Source organism: Algihabitans albus, from assembly GCF_003572205.1.
Lineage (GTDB): Bacteria > Pseudomonadota > Alphaproteobacteria > Kiloniellales > DSM-21159 > Algihabitans > Algihabitans albus.
The window spans coordinates 269,668-292,742 of sequence record NZ_QXNY01000001.1; the positions used below are offsets into that span (position 1 = coordinate 269,668).

The following is a 23,075-nucleotide window of genomic DNA, read 5'->3' on the forward strand; positions in this document are numbered from 1 at the left end:
CACCCCCACCGCTCCTCCCTATCGAACCGGTTACCACCGCCATGATGAACCTGCAAAGCACAAGCCTGAGCGCGCTCGCCAGCGAACCGTTGGAGATCGCGCTCAATCCGAAAGGCGAGCCTTCGCGGCCCTACGGCGCGCGCCAGAGCGCGATCCTGAACCGGGCCGCCTTCGAAACCGCACAGGCCGAGATCGCCGGCTGGCCCGGCTATCGACCGACGCCTTTGGTTCGGCTTCCGGGTCTGGCGGGCCGGCTGGGCCTGGCCGAAATCGCTTATAAGGACGAAGGCGGCCGCTTCGGCCTCGGCAGCTTCAAGGCCCTAGGCGGTGCCTACGCGGTGCTGCGCCTCCTGCAGCGCCGCCTTGCCGAGGTTACCGGGACGACGCCCTCCACCGCCGAAATTCTGAAGGGACAGGGGGCCGACCTCGTTTCCAGCCTGACGGTCTGCTGCGCGACAGACGGCAATCACGGGCGTTCCGTCGCCTGGGGTGCGCAGACCTTCGGCTGCCGCTGCGTGATCTTCGTGCATGGCACCGTCAGCCAGGGCCGGGTCGACGCCATCGCCCGCTACGGTGCAGAGGTACGCCGCGTGCCGGGTACCTACGACGAAGCCGTGCGCGAGGCCGCACGCGAAGCCGAGGCTCAAGGCTGGACCGTCGTTTCCGACACCTCCTACCCCGGCTACATGGACATCCCGCGCGACGTGATGCAAGGCTACGCGGTCATGGCGGAGGAAGCGCTGGCCCAGTGCGGCGACTCTCTTCCGACCCACGTACTGGTACAGGCGGGGGTCGGCGGCATGGCGGCGGCGATCTGCGCTCACCTCTGGGAAACGCTGGAGCAGCGGCGCCCGCGCTTCGTCGCCGTCGAACCGGACGAAGCCGCCTGCCTGCTGGCCAGCGTGCAGAACGGGACGGCGAGTCACGTCACCGGTGAACTGGACACCATCATGGCCGGCCTCGCTTGCGGCGAAACTTCGTTGCTCGCCTGGGACATTCTGGATGAAGGCGCCGACGCCTTCATGACCGTCACCGATGCCTCGGCCCGGGAGGGCATGCGTCTGCTCGCAGAGGGTTGCGACGGCGATCCGCCACTGGTCGCTGGCGAGTCGGCTGTCGCCGGGCTCTGCGCCGCGATCGGTGCCCTCGCCCGGCCCCGAGTCCGGGAGAGCCTGGGCCTCGGCCCGGACAGCCGGATTCTGCTGTTCGGCAGCGAGGGCGACACCGATCCTCGTCTTTACAGCGAAATCGTCGGACGCTCGGGCGACGAGGTACGCACAAAGGTCCCCGCGGAATGACCGGTCGAACGGTGGCGCCCCGGCTCAATCATCCGCGCCTGCTGGAGCGGATCGCCAAGCTGGCGGAGATCGGTGCCATCGAAGGCGGTGGCGTTTGCCGTCTGGCACTGACGGAGGCCGACAAGGCCGGCCGCGATCTCGTGGTCGGCTGGATGCGTGAGCTCGGCCTGCAGATCTCGATCGATGCCATCGGCAATATCGTCGGCCTGCGTCCGTCCCGCACCACAGGCGCGGCGGCCCGCGCGCCGGTGATGACCGGCTCGCATATCGACACGGTTCGCACCGGCGGCCGCTACGACGGCAATCTCGGCGTGCTAGCCGGATTGGAAGTGATGGAGAGCCTGAACGAAGCTGGCGTGGAGACCGAACACCCGCTGGCGGTGGCCGTATTCACCAACGAAGAGGGCGCGCGCTTCGCCCCCGACATGATGGGCAGCCTGGTCTATGTCGGCGGTCTTCCGCTCGAGGACGCCTTGGCGACTGAAGGCATCGACGGCACGCGTGTCGACGCCGAGTTGCGGAAGATCGGCTACGACGGCGCCGCGCCGGTCGGGGCGCCCGCTGTCCGAGCCTTCGTCGAACTGCACGTGGAACAGGGACCGGTTCTGGAACGGGAGGGGGTGACTCTGGGAGCGGTCGAGTCGCTGCAGGGAATCTCCTGGACGGAGTTCTCCGTCTCCGGCGTCTCGAACCACGCCGGCACGACTCCCATGCGGCTGCGTCACGACGCCGGCTACCTGGCGGGCGCGACGATCACTTTCGTGCGCGACCTGACGCGCGAACTCGGCGGCGATCAGGTCGGCACGGTCGGGGCCATCGAATTCGGGCCGAACCTGGTCAACGTCATCCCCAACCGGGCCCGCTTCACCGTCGATCTGCGCAACACCGACGAGGACATCCTGCAGGAGGCGGAACGGCGCCTGCGGGGCTTTGTCGCCAAGACGGCGGAGCAGGAAGGGCTGACGATAGAGCAACGCCAGCTTGCCCGCTTCGAACCGGTGCTGTTCGATGCGGCACTGGTGGCACGGATCGAGGAGATCGCCGGGCGGCTCGGCCACTCGGTGCGCCGCCTGCCCAGCGGGGCCGGCCACGACGCGCAGATGCTGGCGCGAATCTGCCCGGCAGCCATGATCTTCGTGCCCAGTGTCGGCGGCATCAGTCATAACGTACGCGAGTTCACGGACGCGTCCGACATCGCCGCCGGCGCCGACGTGCTGCTGCACATACTGCTCGAACTGGCATCGTAGTTCGGGTTCAAGAAGAGAGGAGGCCACATGCCCCGCATCGTCACCCTTGGCGCCGCCCAATTGGGGCCCATCGCCCTGGCCGAGAGCCGCGCCCAAGTGGTCGAGCGCCTGATCGCCCATCTCCGCGAGGCCGCGGCCCGCGGCTGCGATCTGGTGGTCTTTCCGGAGTTGGCGCTGACCACCTTCTTCCCCCGCTGGTTCATGGAGGAGCAGTCAAAGGTCGATGCCTTCTTCGAGCGGGAGATGCCGGGCCCCGAGACTCAGCCTCTCTTCGACGAGGCCAAGCGGCTCGGTCTGGCCTTTTCCCTCGGCTACGCCGAACTGGCCGAAGACGCGGGGCGGACCCGGCGCTTCAACAGCTCGATCCTGGTCGACAAGCAAGGGCATATCGTCGGCAAGTATCGGAAGATCCATCTTCCCGGCCACGCCGAGAACGAGCCATGGCGCGCCTTCCAGCACCTGGAGAAGCGCTACTTCGAAACCGGAAATCTGGGCTTTCCGGTCTTCGATGCCCTGGGCGGGCGCATCGGCCTTTGTATCTGCAACGACCGACGCTGGCCCGAGACCTATCGGGTGATGGGTCTGCAGGGCGTGGAGATGGTGCTGCTCGGCTACAACACGCCGGTGCACCATCCTCCCGCGCCGGAGCACGACCGCCTCGGATGGTTCCACAACCAGCTCGTGATGCAGTCCGGCGCCTATCAGAACGCGACCTGGGTCGTCGGCGTCGCCAAGGCGGGCAACGAGGAAGGCGTGCCGATGATCGGCGGCACCCAGATCATCGCGCCGACGGGCGAGACGGTGGCCGTCGCGGTGACGGAAGAGGACGAACTGATCACCGCGGCCTGCGACCTGGACCTCGGTCTCTCCTACAAGCAAAGCGTCTTCGACTTCGCCCGCCACCGCGAGCCGGAGCAGTATCGCCTGATTGTCGAGACCAAGGGTCCTTTGAAAGACAGCTCCGACGCCGCCGAGTAGACTGCCTTCCCATAGAGCGCTCTCTTACCCGGCCAGGACGCGCTCCAGCCAAGTCGCCGCGGCCAGAAGCCGGGCGTCGTCGTCGAAGCCCCCGACCAGTTGCAGCCCCAGCGGCAGACCCGAAGAGTCACGGCCCGCCGGCAAGGTCACGCAGGGCTGGCCCAGAAGAGTCCAGGCCCGATTGAAGGCCGGGTCTCCGGTCGCGTTCAGCCCGCGCGGCGCGGCGCCCGCGGCCGGCGGGGTCAGCAGGACATCGACCTCGGCGAAGAGAGCGCCAAGCGCGGTTCTGGCAGCGCGGGTACGCACCCGCGCCTGCAGGTAGTCGCCGGGATCGGCTTGCGCGCCGGCGTCCGTCAACTCCAACAGCGGCGCGCTCAAGGCATCGCGATGGCAGCGCCGCTCGTGCGCCAGGGCGCGCGCGCCCTCGTAAGCCATCACCAGCTTCTGATCGTCGAACAGAGCGTCGCAGGCCTCCGGCAGCTCAACCTCCGCGACCTGCGCGCCGGCCGCACGCGCGGCGGCGGCGGCGGCCTCAAGTGCGGCCGTCATGGGATCGCTGGCGACCGACCAACGCGCCGCGCGGTAGAGACCGATCCGTGGCGCGCCGGCGTCGCCACGCGGACGCAGCGGCAAACCGGAGAGCACTTCGGCGAGCAGCGCGGCATCGGCCAGATCGCGCGCGAAGACTCCGACGGTGTCCAGCGACCAGCCGAACTGCTTCACACCGAAGGTCGAGATCGTACCGAAGGTCGGCTTGTAGCCGACCACCCCGCAAAAGGCGGCCGGCCGGATCACCGAACCGGCCGTCTGGGTACCGAGCGCGAAGGGCACCATGCCGGCACCGACCGCCGCCGCCGAACCGCTGGAGGAACCGCCCGGCGTATGCGCCGGATTGTGAGGATTGGCGGTCGGGCCGGGATAAAAGTAGGCGAACTCGGTGGTCACCGTCTTCCCCGGCAGAACGCAACCGGCGGCACGCGCGAGCGCCACGGCCGCCGCGTCATGGCCGGGACGGTGGCCGGCATAGAGCGGCGAGCCGCAGCCGGTCGGCCAGTCCGCCGTGTCGAAGACATCCTTCACGCCTATCGGCAGGCCTGACAGCGGCCCCGGAGCAGCAGCCTTGCGTGCCACGTCGGCCTCCAGGCAAGCCCAGGCCTTCACCTCCGGCTCGCGCGCCGCGATCCGCGACAGGCACGCCTCCAGATAGTCGCCGCGCGTCAGCCGTCCGGCCTCCGTCTCCGCGAGCACCCAGGTCGCCGTCCGATCCGCAAGCTCCATCCGACTCTCCTTAAGATGTATCCGATCCATGTCTCTTACCCTAGCGAGCGAGCGCGCAAGCGGGCTATCCTCACCGCCTTCACAGCATCTTCGCGGAAAACGAAGGGGAGCGCGCGCGGTATGAGCCCAGACTCGAAGCAGACCGATTTGTTGATCCGCAACGCCACGCTGATCGACGGCACCGGCGCGCCGGCTCGGTCGGGCGGTCTGGCCGTCCGCGACGACCGGATCGTGGCGCTCGGCGATCTCGACGGCTGGCAGGGCGCAAAAGACATCGACGCCGGGGGCAAGGTGCTCGCGCCCGGCTTCATCGACGTGCACACCCACGACGACCGCGCGCTGATCGCCAACCCGACCATGGACTGCAAGGTCAGCCAGGGCGTGACCACGGTGGTCACGGGTAACTGCGGGGTCAGCCTGGCGCCGCTGGCGATCGACCGCCGCCCGCCGCCGCCGCTCGACCTGATCAGCGAAAAACCCGAGGGCTTTTTCGCCGACTTCGCCGGCTATCTCGATTTTCTGGACAAGGAGCCGCCGGCGACGAACGCCCTGGCTCAGGTGGGGCACTCAAGTCTGCGGGCCGGCACTCTCGACAGTCTCGACCGCCCGGCCACAGGCGATGAAGTGGCGACGATGCGTCACCGGCTCGAACAAAGCCTGGAGGCCGGTGCCATCGGCCTGTCGACCGGTCTGTTCTATCCGCCGGCCATGGCCGCGCCGACCGAGGAGGTGATCGAACTGGCCAAGGCCTTGCATCAGGCCAGGGCCTTGCACACGACCCACATGCGCGACGAGGCCGATCACGTGATCGATTCCTTGGGGGAGACCTTCCGGATCGGGCGCGAGGCGCAGGTGCCGGTCGTCATCTCCCATCACAAGTGCGCCGGACAGGCCAACTACGGCCGCTCCGTCGAAACCCTCGCACTGATCGACGCGACCCGCGGGCAGCAGCACATCGGCCTCGATGTCTATCCCTACGTCGCGGGCTCGACCATGCTCGACTCGGGCCGCTTGATGGGCGCCAGCAAGGTGCTGGTGACCTGGTCGGTGCCCCACCCCGATGCGACGGGCCGCGACCTGAAAGACATCGCCGCCGACTGGGGGGTCGATGTGGAGGAGGCCGTCTCGCGCCTGACACCCGCCGGCGGGATCTTCTTCATGATGGACGAGGCCGACGTGCAGCGGATCCTGGCCTATCCCCACAGCATGATCGGCTCCGACGGACTGCCCCACGACTCCCATCCGCACCCGAGACTTTGGGGGACCTTCCCGCGCGTGCTCGGCCATTACAGCCGGGACCTGCAGCTCTTCAGTCTGGAGGAGGCGGTGCGCAAGATGACCGGGCTGCCGGCCTCGGAGTTCGGGCTGAGCGACCGCGGACGGCTCGCCGTCGGGGCCGCCGCTGACCTGGTGCTCTTCGACCCCGACGAGGTGATCGATGCCGCGACCTTCGAGGCGCCCAAGACACCCGCGCGCGGGATCCTGGAGGTTTGGGTCAACGGGCGCAGCGTCTGGCGCGACGGCGCCACGACCGGCGCGCGGCCGGGACGAGCCTTGCGGCTGCAGTCTCTGACCCTGCCGAGCGCGGCTTGATGGCGCAGGCGATCCGCAAGGTCGGTGTCGTCGGTCTCGGCAACATGGGGCTGCCGATGGCGCGGACCCTGGAAACGGCAGGCTTCGCGGTCGCCGGCTTCGATGCGGCGGAGGCGCGGCGCGAAGCCTTCTCGCCGACCCGAGACAGTCTGACCGAGCTGGCGGCTGACAGCGATGCCTTGCTACTCTCCCTACCGACGTCGCAGATCGTCGAGGCCGTGGTGGCGGAAGCCGCGCCGGCGCTCCCGCCGGGCAGCCTGGTCATCGACACTTCGACCGCCGAACCGGGATCCACCCGGCGGCTGCAGGCTGAGATGGCGGCGCGCGGCCTCGGTTATGTGGATGCGCCGGTGTCGGGCGGACCGAGCGGCGCCCGCAACGCGCAGCTGCTGATCATGGCCGGCGGCAACCGGCCCGATCTCGACCGCGCCGAAGCCCTGCTCGCAACTCTGTCCCGGCAGGTGGTCCGTTGCGGCGGGCCGGGCGCCGGCAACGTCACCAAGCTGGTCAACAATCTGCTCTGCGCAGCTCATCTGACCCTGGCCGGGGAGGCCCTGGCCTTGGCCGAAGCCGGCGGCCTGACGCCCGAGGCCTTGCTGGCCGCCCTCAACATCGGCTCGGGCCGCAGCGGGGTCACCGAAGTGAATCTACCGCGCTGGGTGCTCTCAGGAGACTTCGATTCCGGTTTCTCCATGGGACTGATGCGCAAGGACGTCGGCCTCGCGCTGAAGCTGGCCGAGGAAGCCGAAGTGACTCCGGCCCTCGCGGGAGCCGCCGCTGCAATCTGGCAGGAGTCGCGGGAGAGCCTGCCCGACAGCGAGGATTTCAATCGCATGGTGACCTACGCAAAGGAGTCCAGCCGAGGATGAGCGGCCTTCTGCAGAAGCATCTCTCGATCTGGTTCGGTGCTCCGGAGCGGTTCGGCTCCCTGATCGGGGGCGAACTGCGGCCCGGCGGCGGCGAAAGCGTCGAGGTGATCGACCCCGCCACCGCCAAACCGCTGTTCGACTATCCCGATTGCGGCGACGGCGGCGCGCGCGACGCCCTGGAGGCGGCCGAGCGCGGGCGGGTGGCCTGGCAGTCGGTGACGGCCAGCGCCCGGGGCCGGGTGCTCTGGCGGATGGGGGAACTGGTGCGACAGCGCGCCGAAAGTCTCGCCGTTCTGGAGGCCATCGTCGCCGGCAAGCCGATCCGCGACACCCGGGCCGAGGTGCTCAAGGTCGCCGAGATGTTCGACTACTACGCCGGCTGGGCCGACAAACTGCACGGCGAGGTGATTCCGGTACCGACCAGTCACCTGAACTATACGCGCCGCGAAGCACTGGGCGTTGTGGCACAGATCACGCCCTGGAACGCCCCGATCTTCACGGCCGGCTGGCAGTTGGCCCCGGCGTTGGCGGCCGGCAACGCGGTCGTGCTCAAGCCCAGCGAGCTGACCCCCGTGACCTCGGTCTGCCTCGGGCTGCTGCTGCACGAGGCCGGCCTGCCCAGCGGCGCGGTCAACGTTCTCGCCGGGCTCGGCCGCACGGCCGGGCAGGCTCTCGTCTCCGACCCGCGTGTCGCCAAGACCGTCTTCGTCGGCTCGCCCGCGACCGGCCGTGCGATCGCCGAGACGGCGGCGCGCAATTTGCGACCCTGTCTGCTCGAACTGGGCGGCAAGTCGGCCAATATCGTCTTTCCGGACGCCGATCTGGCGCGCGCCGCCAAGGGGGCACAGGCGGCGTGCTTCGCCGCCGCCGGACAGAGCTGCACCGCCGGATCGCGGCTGCTGGTTCACCGCAGCGTCGCGGAGCCGCTGCTGGACCTGATCGCCGGCGGTGCCAAACGCCTCCAAGTCGGCGCACCACTCGACGAGGCTACCGAAGTCGGTCCGATCAACAACGCGCGCCAATTCGCGCGCATCCTCGAGATGGTCGAGGCCGGCCGCAGCGCCGGCGCACAAGTGCTCGCCGGCGGCAGCAAGCCTGAGGGCGCCGGCGAAGGCTACTTCTACGCGCCGACCGTCCTAGGCGAGGTCACCTCCGAGATGGCCGTGGCGCGGGAGGAGATCTTCGGCCCGGTCCTGTCCTGCCTGCTGTTCGACGAGGAAGAAGAAGCCCTGGCGCTGGCCAACGACAGCCCCTTCGATCTCGCCGGTGCGGTCTGGACCGCCGATGTCGGCCGGGCGCATCGTGTGGCCGCCGCCGTCCGCGCCGGAAGTTTCTGGATCAACGGCTATCGGACGCTCTCGGTGATGTCGCCCTTCGGCGGCATGCAGGGTTCGGGCTACGGGCGCTCGAGCGGCTACGAGGGATTGCTGGAGTATACGCAACCGAAGAGCGTGTGGGTCGAAACCGACGCGAAAGCGCCACAGCCCTTCGGTTACGCCGACGACTGAGAGTCTCTTTTGGCGCGGTAGATGGCGAGGTTCTGAAGTCCGCAGACTCCGCTGCAGGCTCCGGCGCATCCACCGCAGTGACTGGCAAAGGGTTCGCGCGAGGCATCGCCGCGGCGAACCAGGACCTCCAGAAGTCCTTCGGCGGTCCCCGGCTCGACGTCGAGATGCGCCGCGATCTCGCTCAAGGTGCAAGGTCCGCTCTGCCTCAGGTGATCGCGCAGATTCACAAGCATCGCAATCTCACTCCGCCGGTTTCACAAGAGGCGCCGTCTCGTCCCGGAGACCCAGCCACCGCATGACGGCGAGCGACAACGCCAGGGCGATCAACACCCCGGCGATCCAGCTCGCCGCGGCGAAAGGGTCCTGCGGCCAGCGGGCTGCCTGGTAGAAGGACGTCGCAACGCCATAGGCGAGACCGGTGGTCCAAACGCCCGCGAAGGCGGTCCAGCCGAAACCCAACTCGCGATAGATCGCGCCCATGGCGGCGAAGCAGGGGAAGTAAAGCAACACGAACAGCAGGTAGGCGAAAGCCCCGATCTGGCCATCGAAACGCTCGACCATTGCGCCGAAGGTTCCCGTCGAGACCTCTTGCACCTCGGCGGCCACGTCCAGTTCCGACACTTCGCCGATGGCGATGCCGAGAGGATCGAGCAAGGCAGCCGCCACGCCGCCGAGATTCTCGGGAACGGTCGTCGCAGCTTCGGCAAGACCGTCGAGAAGACTGAAAGTCACCGCCTCCTCGTCCTGGGTGGCGCCGGCGTCGGAAGCGGCAAGCGCGCCGTAGAGACTGTCCAGGGTTCCGACCACCGCTTCCTTGGCCAGCAGGCCGGTGAAGATACCGACGGTGGCCGGCCAGTTGTCCTCCTCGATGCCCATGGGCGCAAAGGCCGGTGTGATGGCGCGGCCGACATCCGCCAGCAGCGACTCCTCCATCGCCACCTCGCCGAAGCTGCCGTCGTGGCTGACCGCACCCAGGATCGAGAGGGCCATGACCATCAGCACGATGATCTTGCCAGCGCCCCGCACGAAGACCTTCAGCCGGTCCCAGGTGCGCAGGAAAACATTGCGCAGGGTCGGCAGATGGTAGCGCGGCAATTCAATCACCGCAGGGCCGGCAGTGCTACCGATCAGCAGGGTACGCTTCAGCGCGAAGCCGGTGAGGATCGCGACCAGAATCCCCACGATATAGAGGACGAAGACCAGGTTCTGGCCGTTAACCGGGAAGAAGGCGGCGGCAAAGAGCGCATAGACGGGAACCCGCGCGCCGCAGGACATGAAGGGGATCATCATGATCGTCGTCTTACGGTCCCGCGCATCCGAGAGAATGCGCGTTCCCATCACGCCCGGCACGCTGCAGCCGAATCCCACGAGAAGCGGCAGAAAGGCCTTGCCCGGCAAACCGACGGTACGCATGAAGCGGTCCATCACGAAGGCCGCGCGCGCCATGTAGCCGCTGTCCTCCAGCACGGCGAGAAACAGAAAGAGACAGCCGATGATGGGAATGAAGGTGGCGACCGTCTGTAGGCCGCCGCCGATCCCGTCGGCTAAAATCACCGAGAGCCAGATCGGAGCCGACAGGCCAGCGAGAAGCTGGGCGACACCGTCGACGAAGAGCGTCCCGGCGAGGATATCGAAAAAGTCGATGAAAGCGCCGCCGATGCTGATCGTCCAGAGGAACATCAGATACATCAAGCCCAGAAAGATCGGGAGCCCGAGCGCCCGGTGCAGAGTGACACGGTCGATCCGGTCGGAAACGGCGCGCGATAACTTGCGGCGGCGCTGCACGACTTCGCCCGTTGCCGCCATGATGAAACCGTAGCGGCCCTCTGCCAGCAGCAGGTCCGACGGCGCGCCGCTGTCCCGCTCCAGAGCGGCTAGGCGCGCCGCGACCGCCGCTGTACTGTCGGGTGCAAGATCCGCCAGGCTGTTGCTGTCTCCTTCGATCAGGCGGATCGCGGTGCGTCGCGCCGGAACCGTCGTCATGCCTCCCTGCATCAGAGCGACGGCAATGTCGCCGAGAGCGTCCTCGATCAGCTGACCGTGATCGATCAGGTCGGAACGCTGCCGCGAGCGGCCGCGCAGGCTTTGCCGGACCGCCACCTCCAGAGCGCTCAGACCTTCGCCGCGCGACGCGACGAGAGGCACCACAGGACAGCCGAGCCGGCGGGATAGAGCGGCGATATCGATCTCAATGCCGTTGGCGCGGGCCACGTCCATCATGTTGAGCGCGACCACCACCGGATAGCCCTGCTCCAGCAACTGCACAGCCAGATAAAGATGCCGCTCGATGTTCGCGGCGTCCACGATATCGATGACGACATCCGCCTCGCAGGCTGCCAGGTAGGCCCGCGCCACGCCCTCGTCCTCGGACGTCTCGGAGGGGGCCAACGAGTAGATACCAGGTAGATCCACCGCGGTACCTTTCAGCGCGCCCAGGCGGAAGGGACCGCTGCGCTTTTCCACTGTGACGCCCGGCCAGTTCGCCACCCGCTGCCGCAGGCCGGTGAGCTGATTGAAGAGAGAGGTCTTGCCGGTGTTGGGGTTGCCGATCAGGGCGATGGTGATCGAGGTCATGACGCGGTCCCCCCGGCCACGCCGGCGACCTCGGGACACTCCGCGATCCAGACGCGTACGGCGAGCGAGCGCGGCAAAGCCAGACGCTCGCTGCCCAGGCCCACGATCACCCCGTCGCGACCGTGGTTCTGCAGGACCTCGACCAGGGTGCCGCTGCACAGACCCAGCTCCGTCAGCCTGCGATTCGTCACCTGCCCGGCGTGCAGCGAGTCGATCCGAACGGTTCGACCCTGCGGGACCCCGGCCAGAGAGCGGTCGAGGGGCGGTCCCTCGGCGGTGATCGCAGCAGCGCGGCTGGTTGGCGGCATTCCGACCTCTTCAAGCCAAGTTCAAGGGTGACTTTATCGAGATTGATAATCATTCTCATTGATATCGATCAAGCAGTCTTGTCGCCGGTTCGGTGGCGCCTTTCGCCGGGCACCGTCCGCGGAGGTCAGACGGACAAAGGCATCAGGTGGTTGTCGAAGCGGCGCGAACTTCGGTCGACGGGGATCAGGCGTCCGCCCCGCAGCTCCGCCAAGTGGCCCTCGCCGGACGCCAGCAGAAACCCGCCCGGCACGGCACCGACCGCGCAGACGTCCGGCAGCTCCTCGGCGCCGAGAAAGCTGCCGTCGCTGCGCCAGAGCGTCACCAGCCCGCCGCGCGGCGCGGTGACGGCGAGGCGGCTGCCGTCGTCGGAGAAGGCGACGGAGCCGCAATAGTTCCTCATGCCCGCCTGCCCGTCCTCCGGCGCCGAGACCAGCCGTAGCGGTTCGCCGAGGGCCGTGAATCCGACCAGCGGCGGTCGCTCCAGAGGATCCCCCTCCCATTGCGCGACCACCGCCACCCGGCCATCGCATGCGATATCCAGGTGGCGCAGCGAGAGGCGATGCAGCGCTGCGGGCGGAGCGACCCGGTGCAGCAGGTGGCCGCTCGAAGCCTCAAGGAATACGAGCGAGGGCGCCATTTCCGTAAGGTTGAGCTTGGCACGCGGCACGTCGGGATGAGTCAGAATGCCCCCGTTGGCGACGACCAGTGTGCCGCCGTCCGGGTGCAGACGAAGCTCATGCGGGCCGACGCCATGGCTCGGCAGCTCGCCGATCCGGCGGAAGCCGTCGGCCGCGTCGTAGACGCCGATCACCCCCCGCTCGCCCTCGTAGTCGTTCTCCGTCGCGTAGAGCCGCTGCCCGTCGACCGAAAAGCAGCCGTGACCGTAGAAGTGCCGTCCCCGCACCGCCGAAATCTCCGCTCTGCGCTCTCCCGTGCGGAGATCGAGCACCAAGGCGAAGCGGCCGGGCCGTCGGGCGAAGATCACGGCCTGCCGTCCCGCGGAATCGCAGGCCATCCCGTGTCCCCGCCCCGGCAGATCGACCGCCTGCAGCGTCTGTCCCGCCGCCGTCAGAACACCGGCACGGTAGCCGCCCTTGCCTGCCTGCCAAGCAGCCATAAAGGCGAAGCGCTCCTTCGCCCAGGTCATGGACGGTCGGACAGCGCCGGCCGCAAACGCTGCAAGCAGGGCGCGCCGGGAGAGAGTTACCGGACCCGCCATGGCTCAGTCGCCGTCGAAGGCATTGAACCCGCGCGAAAGCCCCAGCGCGGCGGAAGCTCCGCCGTTGACCTCGCGCACCAGAAGCTCGGCGAGCGTCAGGGCATAGCGCCAGCGGCTGCGTTGATCCGGATCGACCACGGACTCGGCGAAGGGACCCTCGATCGCGTCGAGCGTGGTCGAGAGCTGTTGAAAGCGATCGCGGATCCGCGCGTCGATCTCCGGATTGCCGGCCGCCACGGCATCGGCGATACCGCCTTCGAGATAGTAGGCCTCGAGCCCGGTAACCATGGCCTGAAGGTGCATCATGGTCAGGCCGCTGCGGCGAAAGGCGGCGCGGCGCGGCCGGGCCGCTTCGATCGAGGCGCCGACGACCGGCAGGAGCGTTCGCTCCGAGAGGAACTGCAGGCCGCTGCCGAGCGCCTTGAACAGCTCGGACATCGCCTCCCGGTCGTCTCGGTAGAGCGGGTTCTCGGCGCCGGGTTCGGTCAAGAGCAGCGGGTAGGTCGCCCCCTCCTGCCACGCGGCGGCGGTCGCCGTCGCCTTATCGCTCAGGTTCGCCGTGATCGCCAAGGCCAGGTCGCAGCGCGGCAGTCCGATCTCCGAAGCTTGCTCCGGATCGGTCATCACCCGCTCGAAGGCGGAGAGGCTCTGCACCGCCACGCTCATCTGGGCCAGACTCTCGGCGGACAAGGGTTTATCGCCCAGCGCCGCCTTGAGGCCGCTCAGATGACGGCTGGTGAAGTTTCGCGGGTCCGGCCAGAAGAAAATGCTGAGATAGCGGTCTTCCTCCATGACCGGGCCGAACCGAAGGTGCTGAGCGCCGCCCCAGGCCGCGACGGCACCGGCGAAAGCCCGCCCGACCTCCGGGCCGTCCGGCGTGTTCCCAGCCCGACAGCGGGCCGACAGAGTCTCGTCGAGTTCGGCAAAGGCCTCGGCGACAGAGTCGTACGCAGGGCGAATGCTGGCTGAGACAGCGGTTTCCACCACCTGCGCGTAGTCGGGAGCGTCTTGCGCGCGCAGCGCCTGACCGCCGCCGATCAGCAAAGCCCAGGCGATTGCGGCGGTGAAGACTGAGCGACTCAAAACCATGGTCTAGAGCGATCCGATAAAGGCCAGGAGGTCGTCGCGCTCCTCCGGCGTCATGGCCACCACGGCGTCGCGGGCCGCCTGGGCCTCGCCGCCGTGCCAGAGAATGGCCTCGAGCAGGTTGCGCGCCCTGCCGTCGTGCAAAAAGAAGGTGTGGCCGTTCACCGTCTCGGTCAGCCCGATTCCCCACAGCGGCGCGGTGCGCCACTCGCGCCCGCTCGCCCGCCACTCGGGCCGGCCGTCCGCCAGCCCCTCGCCCATGTCGTGGAGCAGAAGATCGCTATAGGGCCAGATCAATTGGAAACTCGTCCCCTCGATCGGCGCATCGCGGCGGGTAACATATTTCGGCGTGTGGCAGGCGGCGCAGCCGCTTGCATGGAACAGAGACTTGCCGCGCAGCACCTCCGGCTCCTCCAGGTCCCGGCGCGCCGGGGGCGCCAGAGTTTCGGCATAGAAGGTGACGAGATCGAGCACGGTGTCGGGCGCCTCCACGTCGCCGAGCGCGGCCTGGACGCCCGTCGGCGCCGCATGGCAGGCCGTCTGCGCCTCGGTGCATTCTCCCGCGTGGTAAGGCGTGAGGTTCGTCGAGATGCCGATGTCTCCGGCGAAAGCGTGCGCCGACTGTTGCCGCACGTTGGGATTGCCCGCCTTCCAACCGAACCGCCCCAGAACCAGTTCGCCGGTTACATCGTCGCGCACCCAGTTCGGCCGTCCGGAGATGCCGTCGCCATCGGCGTCGTCCGGGTCCGATTGGGCCAGGATATCGCCTTCGTGGATGGCTTCCAGCAGACCGAGGCCAATCACCTGGTTGGCCACCCGCGGGCTCACCATCAGCTCGGGATGGGTCGGCCCGTAACCGAGATCGGCGATGCCGTAGACCGGCTTGCGCAGGCTCACGGCCTCACCGCCGTTGAGCTCGACCGGCAGCTCCTCGTAGGTGATGGTCATCTGGCCTTCCGCGAGATGCCCCGGCACGGCGAAGTTTTGTAACTGGCCGCCATAAACCGGATCGGGAATGACGCCGGCCTGTCCCGTCTCGATAAGGTGCCGTTGCGCCTCGTCCTGCGGCGGGATGGAGAGACGCAGGAACATGGAGATCGCCGTCTCCCCTTCCCGCGGAGGATGCCCGCGCCCGTCCTTCAGGTGGCAGCGCTGACAGGAGCGGGCATTGAACAGCGGCCCCAGACCGTCCGAGGCCTCAGTCGAGGCGGGCGAGCTGACCCAAAGCTTCCGGAAGATGCCGTTGCCGACCCGGAAGAGCTGTTCCTGCTCGAAGTCGAGCGTCTCCAGCGGATGAGAGAAAGCATCGCGATTGATCAGCTTGCGCGACGTGCCGCCACCGCCGGGCCAACGCTCGAAAGCTTCGGCCCTGGTGAAGTCCTCGGGCAAAGCCAACACGCCCGCGACCCGCTCCCGCTCCTCGGCGGTCAGGTCGTCACGATGATCGAGGGACCGCTCGCCCGGCGCCGCAAACACGGCAACGGCCCCGAACGCGATGGCCGAGAAGAGAGCGACGAAGGCGAGCGGCTTCACGATCACGGTCTCCGTTAGAACTCCAAGGTATAGCTGGTCAAGGCGCCGAGCGTGTGGGTCTCGTTGCTCTCCTCCCGGCCGTAGCGGTACCCGAGATCGAAGCCCAAACCGAAGTCGAAGGCGTAGCCCGCCGAGACCTGAGCCAGATGATCGGTATCAACCGCCGAGTCGCCGAGCGCCGTATCGCGGAGCGCACCGACAACGGCAACGTTCCAGTTGCCCAGGTAGTAGGCACCGCCCAAGGTCACGTAGACCGCCTCCTCTTCGCCGGCGTCGAAGTCGGAGAAGTAGGCGGCCTCGCCGATCAGCTCGAACGTCTGGTTCTCGTCGATCTCGAAGGCCTGCACCAGACCGAAGACGAGGCCGGACTCGTCGCCGTCTTCGTCTTCGCCGCCGGCACGAAATCGAAGGCCCAGGTGGTAGGACAGGCCCGGCAAGGCCGCGACGTCGCTGCCGTCCAGCGTGAGACTGAAGGCGCCGGGACCTTTCGTGTTGCCCGCGCCGCCTTCATCGAGATCGAGATTTCCGCGACCGTTGATCACGCTCTCGGACAGAAGGCTTCGGTCCGCCAGAAAGATGTTGGCCGAAACCTCAACGACCCCGAGATAGGCGTTGCGCGCATTGCCGAAGCCGAGCGCGACACCGCCGCCGAGTTGCTCGGTCAGCTCGTAGTCCTCGGCGAAATCGACCCCGAAGATCCCCGGCGCCAAGTCCCAAGCAACGCCGAAGGAGGGATTGAACTTGCCTCCGAACACACGGCCCCAGTCGTCGCTGTACTCGAGAAAGAGCTGCTCGACGTAGAGTCCGTGGTCCTCGAAGTAACGATCGTCATCGGCATCCCGCACCGGCTCCAACACCAGACCCGATACGATCGCCACATGCTCGACCGGCTCGATGCGGATGCTCGGCTCCACGGTGGCGAAGAGGTCGTTCAACTCCGCGTCCGAGTCCTCGGCCTCGAAGACATAGTCGTTCTCGATCTCGAAGGCGACCTCGCCGGAGATCCGCGGATAGCTCTCGTCGGCTGCGAGCGGCGCGGCCGACGAGAAGCATGCGAACACACAAATACCCAAATAACGAGAACATTTACGCATCTGTTCTTCCCTCACCATCCATAGATCTATCGATCATGGGCGCAAGACCAGAAGAAAACATAAAGATGCGATGGCGCACTTACTTGTCTTTTCAGCCGCGTGTTACTGGAAAACAGCGTTCGGGTTGTCCAAGCTGTCGGAACCTTCGAAGGCGATCGGCTGCAGGTCGAGCGCCGCGACGGCCCGCTCGATGCTGCGGGTCTGGTCGACCAAGGCCTGGATCACGGCCTCGATCGTCGCATTCCCCTCGTCGTTGCCAGCCGCGATCATCTGGTCGTAGTTCTCGACCCGCTCGGCCCGATGCACCATGTCCAGCGCGGCGTCGTAGCTCCGCTCGAGACCGGCACGCAGCTCCCCCGCCACGGTTGGATCGGCGTCGGCGAGCAAGGCCTCCAGGCCGGGACCGCTGACCCGCGTTCCGTCGATGCGCCGGTAGGTTCCGGTGACGACGTTGATCATTCCGACGACGTTGTAGAAGTGGCTGTTGTGGGTGTTGTCGGCGAAGCAGTCGTGCTCTTCCTCGGGGTCGTGCAGCAACAGCCCCAGCCGCATGCGCTCGCCGGCCAGCTCCCCGTAGGACAGGGAGCCAAGGCCGGTGAGGATGCGGATCAGACCCGCGTCCTCGCCCTGCGCGGTCAGCGCGGCACGCGCTTCGCCGTCCTCGCCCCAGGCCTCGACCATCTCCTCCAGATCCGCGAGCAGCAGATCGGTCACCGCCACCAGGTATTCGGCGCGGCGGTCGCAATTTCCATTACTGCAGTTGGCCATGTCGAAGTCGGTCGCGGGGCGCGTCCCGGCCCCAGGGCCGGTGCCGTTAAGATCCTGGCCCCAAAGCAGAAATTCGATGGCGTGATAGCCGGTCGCCACGTTGGCCTCGACCTCGTCCGCCTCATGCAGAACGTCGCTGAGGAGCGTCGGCGTGATGGCCGTCGCGTCGATCGAGCGCCCACCCACCGTCAGGGTGGAGTTGGCGACCACGTTGACCGCGTAATAGAGGTTCTCGTCCGACTCCGTGCCGTAGTCGCCCTCCACGTAGTCGATCAGACCTTCGTCCAGAGGCCAGGCGTTCACGCGCCCCTCCCAATCGTCGACGATCTCGTTGCCGAAGCGATAGACCTCGGTCTGCTGATAGGGAATCCGCGCGGCCAGCCAAGCGGCGCGGGCCTGCATCAGCGTTTCTTCGCTGGGGGCCTCGACCAGAGCTTCGATGGTCGCACGCAGCGTCCGTGCGGTGATCAGAGAGTCTTCGTAGCCAGCCTGCGCAATGTCGGCATAGGTGTCCAATACGGCCGCCGGTTCGGCCGCTTTGCCTGCGGCCGCCGTCAGAAGGCTGGCGACCAGCAGCGCTCCGCCGGCCAAAAATCCGTATCTTGTCGCGCGTGCGGTCTTGGCAGCCGCGCCTGTCGCACCGGCGGTCATGGCTCTCATAGTCTCCGTCCCTTGCTTCGCGTCGCCTGGAGTTTCGATGTCAATTCCGCACAATCGCAGCCCCTCCGGCCGACTGGCCTGAAACAGCTTATAAGTTAAGAATGACTCGCAATCGCATTCAGTCCCACGAACCATCCCCTGTCAAGACAGGATTGCGATCGCAAATCGTGAATCGACTTGATCTTTCATAATTGCGAGCGACTCGCATTCGCATTGATGTGGATCATGGCGGCGCGTTGCAGGGGCGGGGAGGCTGCGACGCAATCGAGAGGACCTCGACAGCAGACATGGAGCACTCACCCGGAGCGTTATTGCGAATGCCTCGCATTAGCGATACCCTGCATGATCGACTTGAGGAGGATTCGCCCATGATGATCTGGCGCGGCGTAGGAACGGGTCAGCTGACGCGTTTGATGCAGGATGCACGAGAGCTGGAGCGGTCTTCGGACCCAACCGCAAACCCTCACCCAAAACCGCTGCCGAAGACGGCTCAGCACGAGAGCGCCGTCTCCGCGCTACACCCTGCGTCGTCGGAAGCCGTCGCCTCGATCCAACCTGTGCAAAACGCGGTCTCCAAACCCTTTGCCCCAACCCTGGCGGCTTCGGCCCCAATGGCGCGAGTCTCCTAGGGCAGACCGTGCCACACCACTTTTAGAGCCAAGCGGCAAGACCGAGATAGAAGGCCACCTCGCCGACCTGCTGGGTGGCGCCCAAGGTGTCGCCGCTGTAGCCGCCCAGCTTGCGCTCGAAGATCAGGCGGATGGCGAGGTGTCCGGCGAGCAGGCCACCCAATCCGCAGAGCAGAGCTGCGCCCGGCAAGCAGACGAGCGCCACCGCGACGGCAGCCAATCCTGTCAGGAGCGCGCACAGGAGGCCGGCGGCGGAGATACCCTCGGCCGTCGGCTTACCGGTCCCCTCGGCGCGCTGGTACCGGCTGGTCGCGATCACGAACACGCTCGACAGGCGGCTCAGGCCATGCCCGACGATCAGGGCCAAGGCGACGGCGGCTAGCGGAAGCGCCGCGAGGGCGGCCACCTTCGTCGCCAGCACAAGCCCCAGCGCCACGGCGCCGAAGGTGCCGATACGGCTGTCCTTCATGATTGTCAGCGCAGCCTCGCGCGTCGCGCCGCCGCCGATACCGTCAAAGGTGTCCGCCAGACCGTCTTCATGGAACGCGCCGGTGACCAGCAGAGTCGCCACGGTCGCCAGCAGCAGTGCGAGTAGCGGCGGAAAGACCTGGACGGTAGCCAAGAAAACCAGCGCTGCAATGCCGCCGACGAGAAGACCCACCGCCGGATAGTAACGCGTCGCCGCAGCAAGACGTTCTGGCGTGTAGCCGACGTCTCGCGGCAACGGCAGCCGGGTCAGGAACTGCAGAGCCAGCAGGAAGATCCTGGCTTCGATTCTCAGCCAGCGGATCATGCAGTTCCACCGGTATCTTCGTATCGGAGTCCCGTCATGCGGTTCGGCGTCTTTCGGTTTGTTTGGCGCCTTTCGCCCGGCGTGCTCCCATGGGTGTGCCCCGGCAGGAAACGCGAGAGGACCCTATAGGTCCTGGAAGCTCTCGACCACATGATCGGCAAAGGCACGACCCGCTTCGCTGAGAGCCGACTTCTCGATCAAACGAATCTGATAGGGTCCGAGAGACGGCATGCGATCGGCAGCGCCAAGCTGTTCATAGCGGGAGGTCATGAGACTGACAGGCAAGGGCGCAACAGCCAGGTCGGCAAGCAGTGCCGCCAACTGGCCCTGGCAGTTCTCGCAGGTGTAGCTGACCTTGTAGGGCCGCCCGATCCGGTCCAACGCGTTGAGCGCGACGGACCGCCAGGAACAGCCTCGGCCCGAAAGCGCCAAGGGCAGCGGGGACTTGGTTTTGGCAGCTCCCCCGGCGAGACCGACCCAAACCAGGGGCTCGCTGTAGACGACCCGCTCGGACCTGCCGGCGATCTTATCCATCTCCGTTGTGACCAGCGTCAGGTCCAATTCCCCGGAGCCTACCAGTTCGATCAGATGGACGCTCGGCGCCAGGACCACCTCGACACTGACGTCCGGATGGGTTGCGGCGAACCTGGCGAGGATACTCGGCAGAAAGCGCGTCCCGAAGTCGTCGGGCGCGCCGAAGCTGACCCGGCCTTCGAGAGGCGGAACGCGGAAGCGTGAAATGGTCTCTTGATTCAATCGAAGAATTTGCCGGCCGTAACCGAGCAGCATCTCGCCTTGGCGGTTGATCGCCACGGTGCGGCCGGACTTCGTGAAAAGCTCCTGGCCGAGAATCTCTTCGAGGCGCTTCATCTGCATGCTGACCGCCGAGGGGGTGCGGCAGACACGCTTTGCCGCAGCGGCAAAGCTGCCGGTCTCCGAAATCGCGACGAACGTCCGCAGCAGGTCGGTTTCGATCAAAGTCGTTTCGGTGGGTTTCATAAGAGGAAATCCATCAATAAAATTGATCTATATGATAAGATCAATTCTCTGGATTGGTCAATTGTTCACCGGCATGCTGTTCTCGAATAGCCAGACAACCGGGATTTGGGAGCCGCAGCATGTGGAACGCCGCCGTCACCGAAAAGGCCGTCTCTTTCCCCCTTCGTCATCTGACGTTTTCCCATCACCTCAATGATCTGCTGGGATTTTGGAGAAGTCTCTCGGAGTCGCTGCGCCGCCGGAGAGACGAGCGACTTGCCAGACTGGCCTTCCTCAACATGCTGACACTGGATGAAAAAACACTCGACGATATCGGCGTGACGCGGGAGGAAGTCGTCTGGGGATCGAGATTACCGCTTCATGTGAACGCCGCCCTGGAGGTGCGACGGGTGGCCCGGAAACGCCGCGGCCTGTCGGACTGACGAACATGCCTCCCGGATGCGAGACGCATGATATCGGTGGCTGTTCCTCGTAGGCGCCGAGACAGCTCGCGAGCTCCAAGATCCCCGGCCAACACGCGGGTCTCAAGCAAGCGAGCGGAAAGGGGCACGCGGCCGCGATGACGGCGAGAGAAACGGCTACCCGGCGTCGTCGGTCTCGATAGGATTCGGGCCGTTGTAGGTCCAGCGATAACGTGGCGGCGTCGGCCCCTTGTTGCGCCCGCCTTGGCCCATCTGTTCGAAAGCATGGGCGAGAATGCCGACGGAGCGCGAGAGACAGAAGAGGCCGCGGGCCAGCGGTGGCGGGAACCCCAGTTCCGCGAAGATGACGGCCGTGGCGCCATCGATGTTCATCGGGACGGGCCTACCCTTGCGCGCCAGAAGCGTCGTCTCAACAGCCCGACCGATGGCGGCGAAGCGGCCTGTGCAGACACCCTCAAGTGCAGCCGCATCGACAAGACCGAGAAGACGCGGCGCCCGCGGGTCGACCGGTTTGTGGAAGCGATGACCGAAGCCGGGGATGAAGGCCGAGCGCTCCGTCGTCCAGCGCTCGAGGCAAGCCTCTGTCGCCTCGGGTCCGCCCGCATCGTCGATCAGACCGTAGAGTTCGACCGCCTGTTCGCCCGCCCCGCCATGGACGTCGTCCAGCATGTTGACGGCACTGGCCAAGGCGCCGTTCAGCGGCAGGCCGCAGGTCACGGCCATCCGCGCCGCGGCGATGGAGGGAGCCTGCGGCCCGTGGTCGACGGCGGCGACGAGCGCCGCCTCCAACAGCTTGGCCGCGCTCGCGCCCGGCAGCTCGCCGCGCAGCATCAGCCAGATCATCTGTGGGAAAGTGACGTTTCCGATCAGCTCCTCGATCGGCCGTCCCCGTACCCGAATCGCGCCGGGTGCCATGTCGATGATCTCGGTCCGCCACCAGTCCGCCACGTCCATCGCCGCAACACCGGCTTCAGGCGCACCCGTCTTTGTCGTGTCGTTCACAGGACTCCTTCCTGACGCAGCCGCCGGATCTCGTCGCCCGACAGCCCGAGTTCGCCATAGACTTCGTCGTTGTGCGCCCCAAGCTGTGGCGGCGGCGTCTCGACGGCCGGCGCCGCGCCGTCGAGCTTGACGCCGGTGCGTACGACCGTAACGTCCCGCTCCACACCCGCCACGTCAGGAAAAGTGGCCAGCAGTCCACGCTCGGCTATCTGCGGATGGGCCAGTACGTCGGGCAGGCTCTGGACGACCCCGGCCGGTACCCCGATGCGGTTGAGCTCCTCGACCCAGTCCCCGGCGGGCCGGGCGGCCAAACTGCGTTCCAACTCGACCTTCAAGATCCGGCGATTCGCCTTGCGCTCCTCGCGCGTCGCGTAGGCGGGATCGGCCAACAGGTCGTCGCGCCCCAGATGCCGCGCCAGCGCCTGCCACTGCTCGTCCTTGTTCGCGGCGATGTTGAGCAGGCCGTCGGCGGCGCGAAAAGCGCCGGAGGGGGCCGAGGTCATATTCTCGTTGCCCTGGGCTGCGGGCACGACACCGCCGATCAGATAGTTGGACACCACCCAGCCCATGGTGGCGATGGTCGCTTCCAGCATGGAGACGTCGATGTAGGTCCCGCGCTCCGGCGCGTTCAGCGCCGCCGAGATCGCGAAGGCCGCGGTGAGCCCGCCGATGGTATCGGCGACCGGGTAGCCGACGCGCAGCGGCGCCGTCTCAGCGTCCCCGGTGATCGACATCACGCCCGAGGCGCCCTGCACGATCTGGTCGTAGGCGGGGCGGTCGACCCAGGGACCGTCTTGACCGAAGCCGGAAATCGCGCAGTAAACCAGGCGCGGATTGCTGATTTTCAAGACGTCGTAGCCGACGCTCAGCCGCCGCATGACACCGGGACGGTAGTTCTCCACCAACACGTCGGCGGTTTCGACCAGCCGCTTCAGGAGCGCGACACCTTCCGCCTTCTTGAGATTGAGGGTGACCGACTTCTTCCCCGCGTTCTGCGCCAGGAAGGAGATTCCCATGCCGCGGGCGTTGAGATCCCCATCTGCCCCGAGATTGCGCGCAAGATCGCCCCGCCCTGGCGCTTCGACCTTGATGACCTCGGCGCCGAAATGCGCGAGCTGATGGCAGCAAAATGGGCCGGCCAGAACGTTCGTCAGATCGAGAACCCGCACACCCTCCAGCGGCTTCACGGTCTCCGGCCCCGCGCGCTTGGACCTGC

At 66.9% G+C, this 23,075-nt stretch carries 20 protein-coding genes; 7 read left to right on the plus strand and 13 right to left on the minus strand.

Annotation, left to right across the window (positions count from 1 at the left end):
• Window positions 1-41: 41 nt before the first annotated feature.
• From DBZ32_RS01260 to DBZ32_RS01270, 3 genes are read left to right on the plus strand one after another with little or no spacing between them, the layout of a single operon-like run.
• Complete coding sequence (locus tag DBZ32_RS01260; protein ID WP_235829941.1) at window positions 42-1,298, plus strand: diaminopropionate ammonia-lyase; 1,257 nt, start codon at window positions 42-44, stop codon at window positions 1,296-1,298.
• Complete coding sequence (locus tag DBZ32_RS01265) at window positions 1,295-2,545, plus strand: Zn-dependent hydrolase (protein ID WP_119165305.1); 1,251 nt, start codon at window positions 1,295-1,297, stop codon at window positions 2,543-2,545. Before DBZ32_RS01260 ends, DBZ32_RS01265 begins: the two co-directional genes overlap by 4 nt.
• Window positions 2,546-2,572: 27 nt before the next feature.
• Window positions 2,573-3,523 carry an N-carbamoyl-D-amino-acid hydrolase gene (locus DBZ32_RS01270; protein WP_119165306.1) on the plus strand — a complete coding sequence of 317 codons (951 nt, stop codon included), beginning with the start codon at window positions 2,573-2,575 and terminating at the stop codon, window positions 3,521-3,523.
• 24 nt (window positions 3,524-3,547) lie between these two features.
• Here the strand turns inward: DBZ32_RS01270 and DBZ32_RS01275 are convergent, their stop codons facing one another.
• The gene (locus DBZ32_RS01275) at window positions 3,548-4,801 is read right to left on the minus strand and encodes an amidase (protein ID WP_119165307.1); all 1,254 of its coding nucleotides are present in this window, start codon (window positions 4,799-4,801) and stop codon (window positions 3,548-3,550) included.
• Between the two features lie 120 nt (window positions 4,802-4,921).
• Here DBZ32_RS01275 and DBZ32_RS01280 point away from each other — a divergent pair, with 120 nt between their 5' ends.
• The 3 genes from DBZ32_RS01280 to DBZ32_RS01290 are packed head-to-tail and all read left to right on the plus strand — an operon-like array spanning window position 4,922 to window position 8,771.
• Window positions 4,922-6,394, plus strand: coding sequence for an N-acyl-D-amino-acid deacylase family protein (locus DBZ32_RS01280; protein ID WP_119165308.1), 1,473 nt, complete (start codon window positions 4,922-4,924; stop codon window positions 6,392-6,394).
• A complete protein-coding gene (locus DBZ32_RS01285; protein ID WP_119165309.1) occupies window positions 6,394-7,263 on the plus strand; it encodes an NAD(P)-dependent oxidoreductase in 870 nt (289 codons plus the stop codon). The genes DBZ32_RS01280 and DBZ32_RS01285 overlap by 1 nt, the downstream gene beginning before the upstream one ends.
• Window positions 7,260-8,771 carry an aldehyde dehydrogenase family protein gene (locus DBZ32_RS01290; protein ID WP_119165310.1) on the plus strand — a complete coding sequence of 504 codons (1,512 nt, stop codon included), beginning with the start codon at window positions 7,260-7,262 and terminating at the stop codon, window positions 8,769-8,771. Before DBZ32_RS01285 ends, DBZ32_RS01290 begins: the two co-directional genes overlap by 4 nt.
• Here DBZ32_RS01290 and DBZ32_RS01295 read toward each other — a convergent pair.
• The 10 genes from DBZ32_RS01295 to DBZ32_RS01340 form a co-directional block, all read right to left on the minus strand.
• Window positions 8,756-9,004: a FeoC-like transcriptional regulator gene (locus DBZ32_RS01295; RefSeq protein ID WP_119165311.1), complete on the minus strand. Its 249-nt coding sequence runs from the start codon at window positions 9,002-9,004 to the stop codon at window positions 8,756-8,758. The genes DBZ32_RS01290 and DBZ32_RS01295 overlap by 16 nt on opposite strands.
• A gap of 7 nt (window positions 9,005-9,011) precedes the next feature.
• On the minus strand, window positions 9,012-11,345 hold the full coding sequence (gene feoB, locus DBZ32_RS01300) for a Fe(2+) transporter permease subunit FeoB (protein WP_119165312.1): 2,334 nt from the start codon (window positions 11,343-11,345) through the stop codon (window positions 9,012-9,014).
• Window positions 11,342-11,653, minus strand: a complete 312-nt coding sequence (locus DBZ32_RS01305; RefSeq protein WP_119165313.1) for a FeoA family protein — start codon at window positions 11,651-11,653, stop codon at window positions 11,342-11,344. The genes feoB and DBZ32_RS01305 overlap by 4 nt, the downstream gene beginning before the upstream one ends.
• A 125-nt stretch (window positions 11,654-11,778) precedes the next feature.
• Window positions 11,779-12,771: a DUF1513 domain-containing protein gene (locus DBZ32_RS01310; protein WP_162906503.1), complete on the minus strand. Its 993-nt coding sequence runs from the start codon at window positions 12,769-12,771 to the stop codon at window positions 11,779-11,781.
• A 105-nt stretch (window positions 12,772-12,876) separates the two neighbouring features.
• Complete coding sequence (locus DBZ32_RS01315; protein WP_119165315.1) at window positions 12,877-13,962, minus strand: imelysin family protein; 1,086 nt, start codon at window positions 13,960-13,962, stop codon at window positions 12,877-12,879.
• A gap of 3 nt (window positions 13,963-13,965) precedes the next feature.
• Window positions 13,966-15,492: a di-heme oxidoreductase family protein gene (locus DBZ32_RS01320; protein WP_235829942.1), complete on the minus strand. Its 1,527-nt coding sequence runs from the start codon at window positions 15,490-15,492 to the stop codon at window positions 13,966-13,968.
• 14 nt (window positions 15,493-15,506) lie between these two features.
• Window positions 15,507-16,553: a hypothetical protein gene (locus DBZ32_RS01325; RefSeq protein WP_119165316.1), complete on the minus strand. Its 1,047-nt coding sequence runs from the start codon at window positions 16,551-16,553 to the stop codon at window positions 15,507-15,509.
• A 135-nt stretch (window positions 16,554-16,688) separates the two neighbouring features.
• The gene (locus DBZ32_RS01330) at window positions 16,689-18,014 is read right to left on the minus strand and encodes an imelysin family protein (RefSeq protein ID WP_328587469.1); all 1,326 of its coding nucleotides are present in this window, start codon (window positions 18,012-18,014) and stop codon (window positions 16,689-16,691) included.
• 651 nt (window positions 18,015-18,665) lie between these two features.
• A complete protein-coding gene (cobS, locus tag DBZ32_RS01335) occupies window positions 18,666-19,436 on the minus strand; it encodes an adenosylcobinamide-GDP ribazoletransferase (protein ID WP_119165318.1) in 771 nt (256 codons plus the stop codon).
• 123 nt (window positions 19,437-19,559) lie between these two features.
• Window positions 19,560-20,435: a LysR substrate-binding domain-containing protein gene (locus DBZ32_RS01340; protein WP_119165319.1), complete on the minus strand. Its 876-nt coding sequence runs from the start codon at window positions 20,433-20,435 to the stop codon at window positions 19,560-19,562.
• Between the two features lie 119 nt (window positions 20,436-20,554).
• Here DBZ32_RS01340 and DBZ32_RS01345 point away from each other — a divergent pair, with 119 nt between their 5' ends.
• The gene (locus DBZ32_RS01345) at window positions 20,555-20,857 is read left to right on the plus strand and encodes a hypothetical protein (RefSeq protein WP_119165320.1); all 303 of its coding nucleotides are present in this window, start codon (window positions 20,555-20,557) and stop codon (window positions 20,855-20,857) included.
• Window positions 20,858-21,013: 156 nt separating this feature from the next.
• On the opposite strand, the gene DBZ32_RS01350 is transcribed toward DBZ32_RS01345, so the two are convergent.
• Entirely contained in the window at window positions 21,014-21,859 is an 846-nt protein-coding gene (locus DBZ32_RS01350; protein WP_235829943.1) for a citryl-CoA lyase, read from the minus strand.
• Window positions 21,856-23,046, minus strand: coding sequence for a CaiB/BaiF CoA transferase family protein (locus tag DBZ32_RS01355; RefSeq protein WP_119165321.1), 1,191 nt, complete (start codon window positions 23,044-23,046; stop codon window positions 21,856-21,858). Before DBZ32_RS01355 ends, DBZ32_RS01350 begins: the two co-directional genes overlap by 4 nt.
• Window positions 23,047-23,075: the final 29 nt, after the last annotated feature.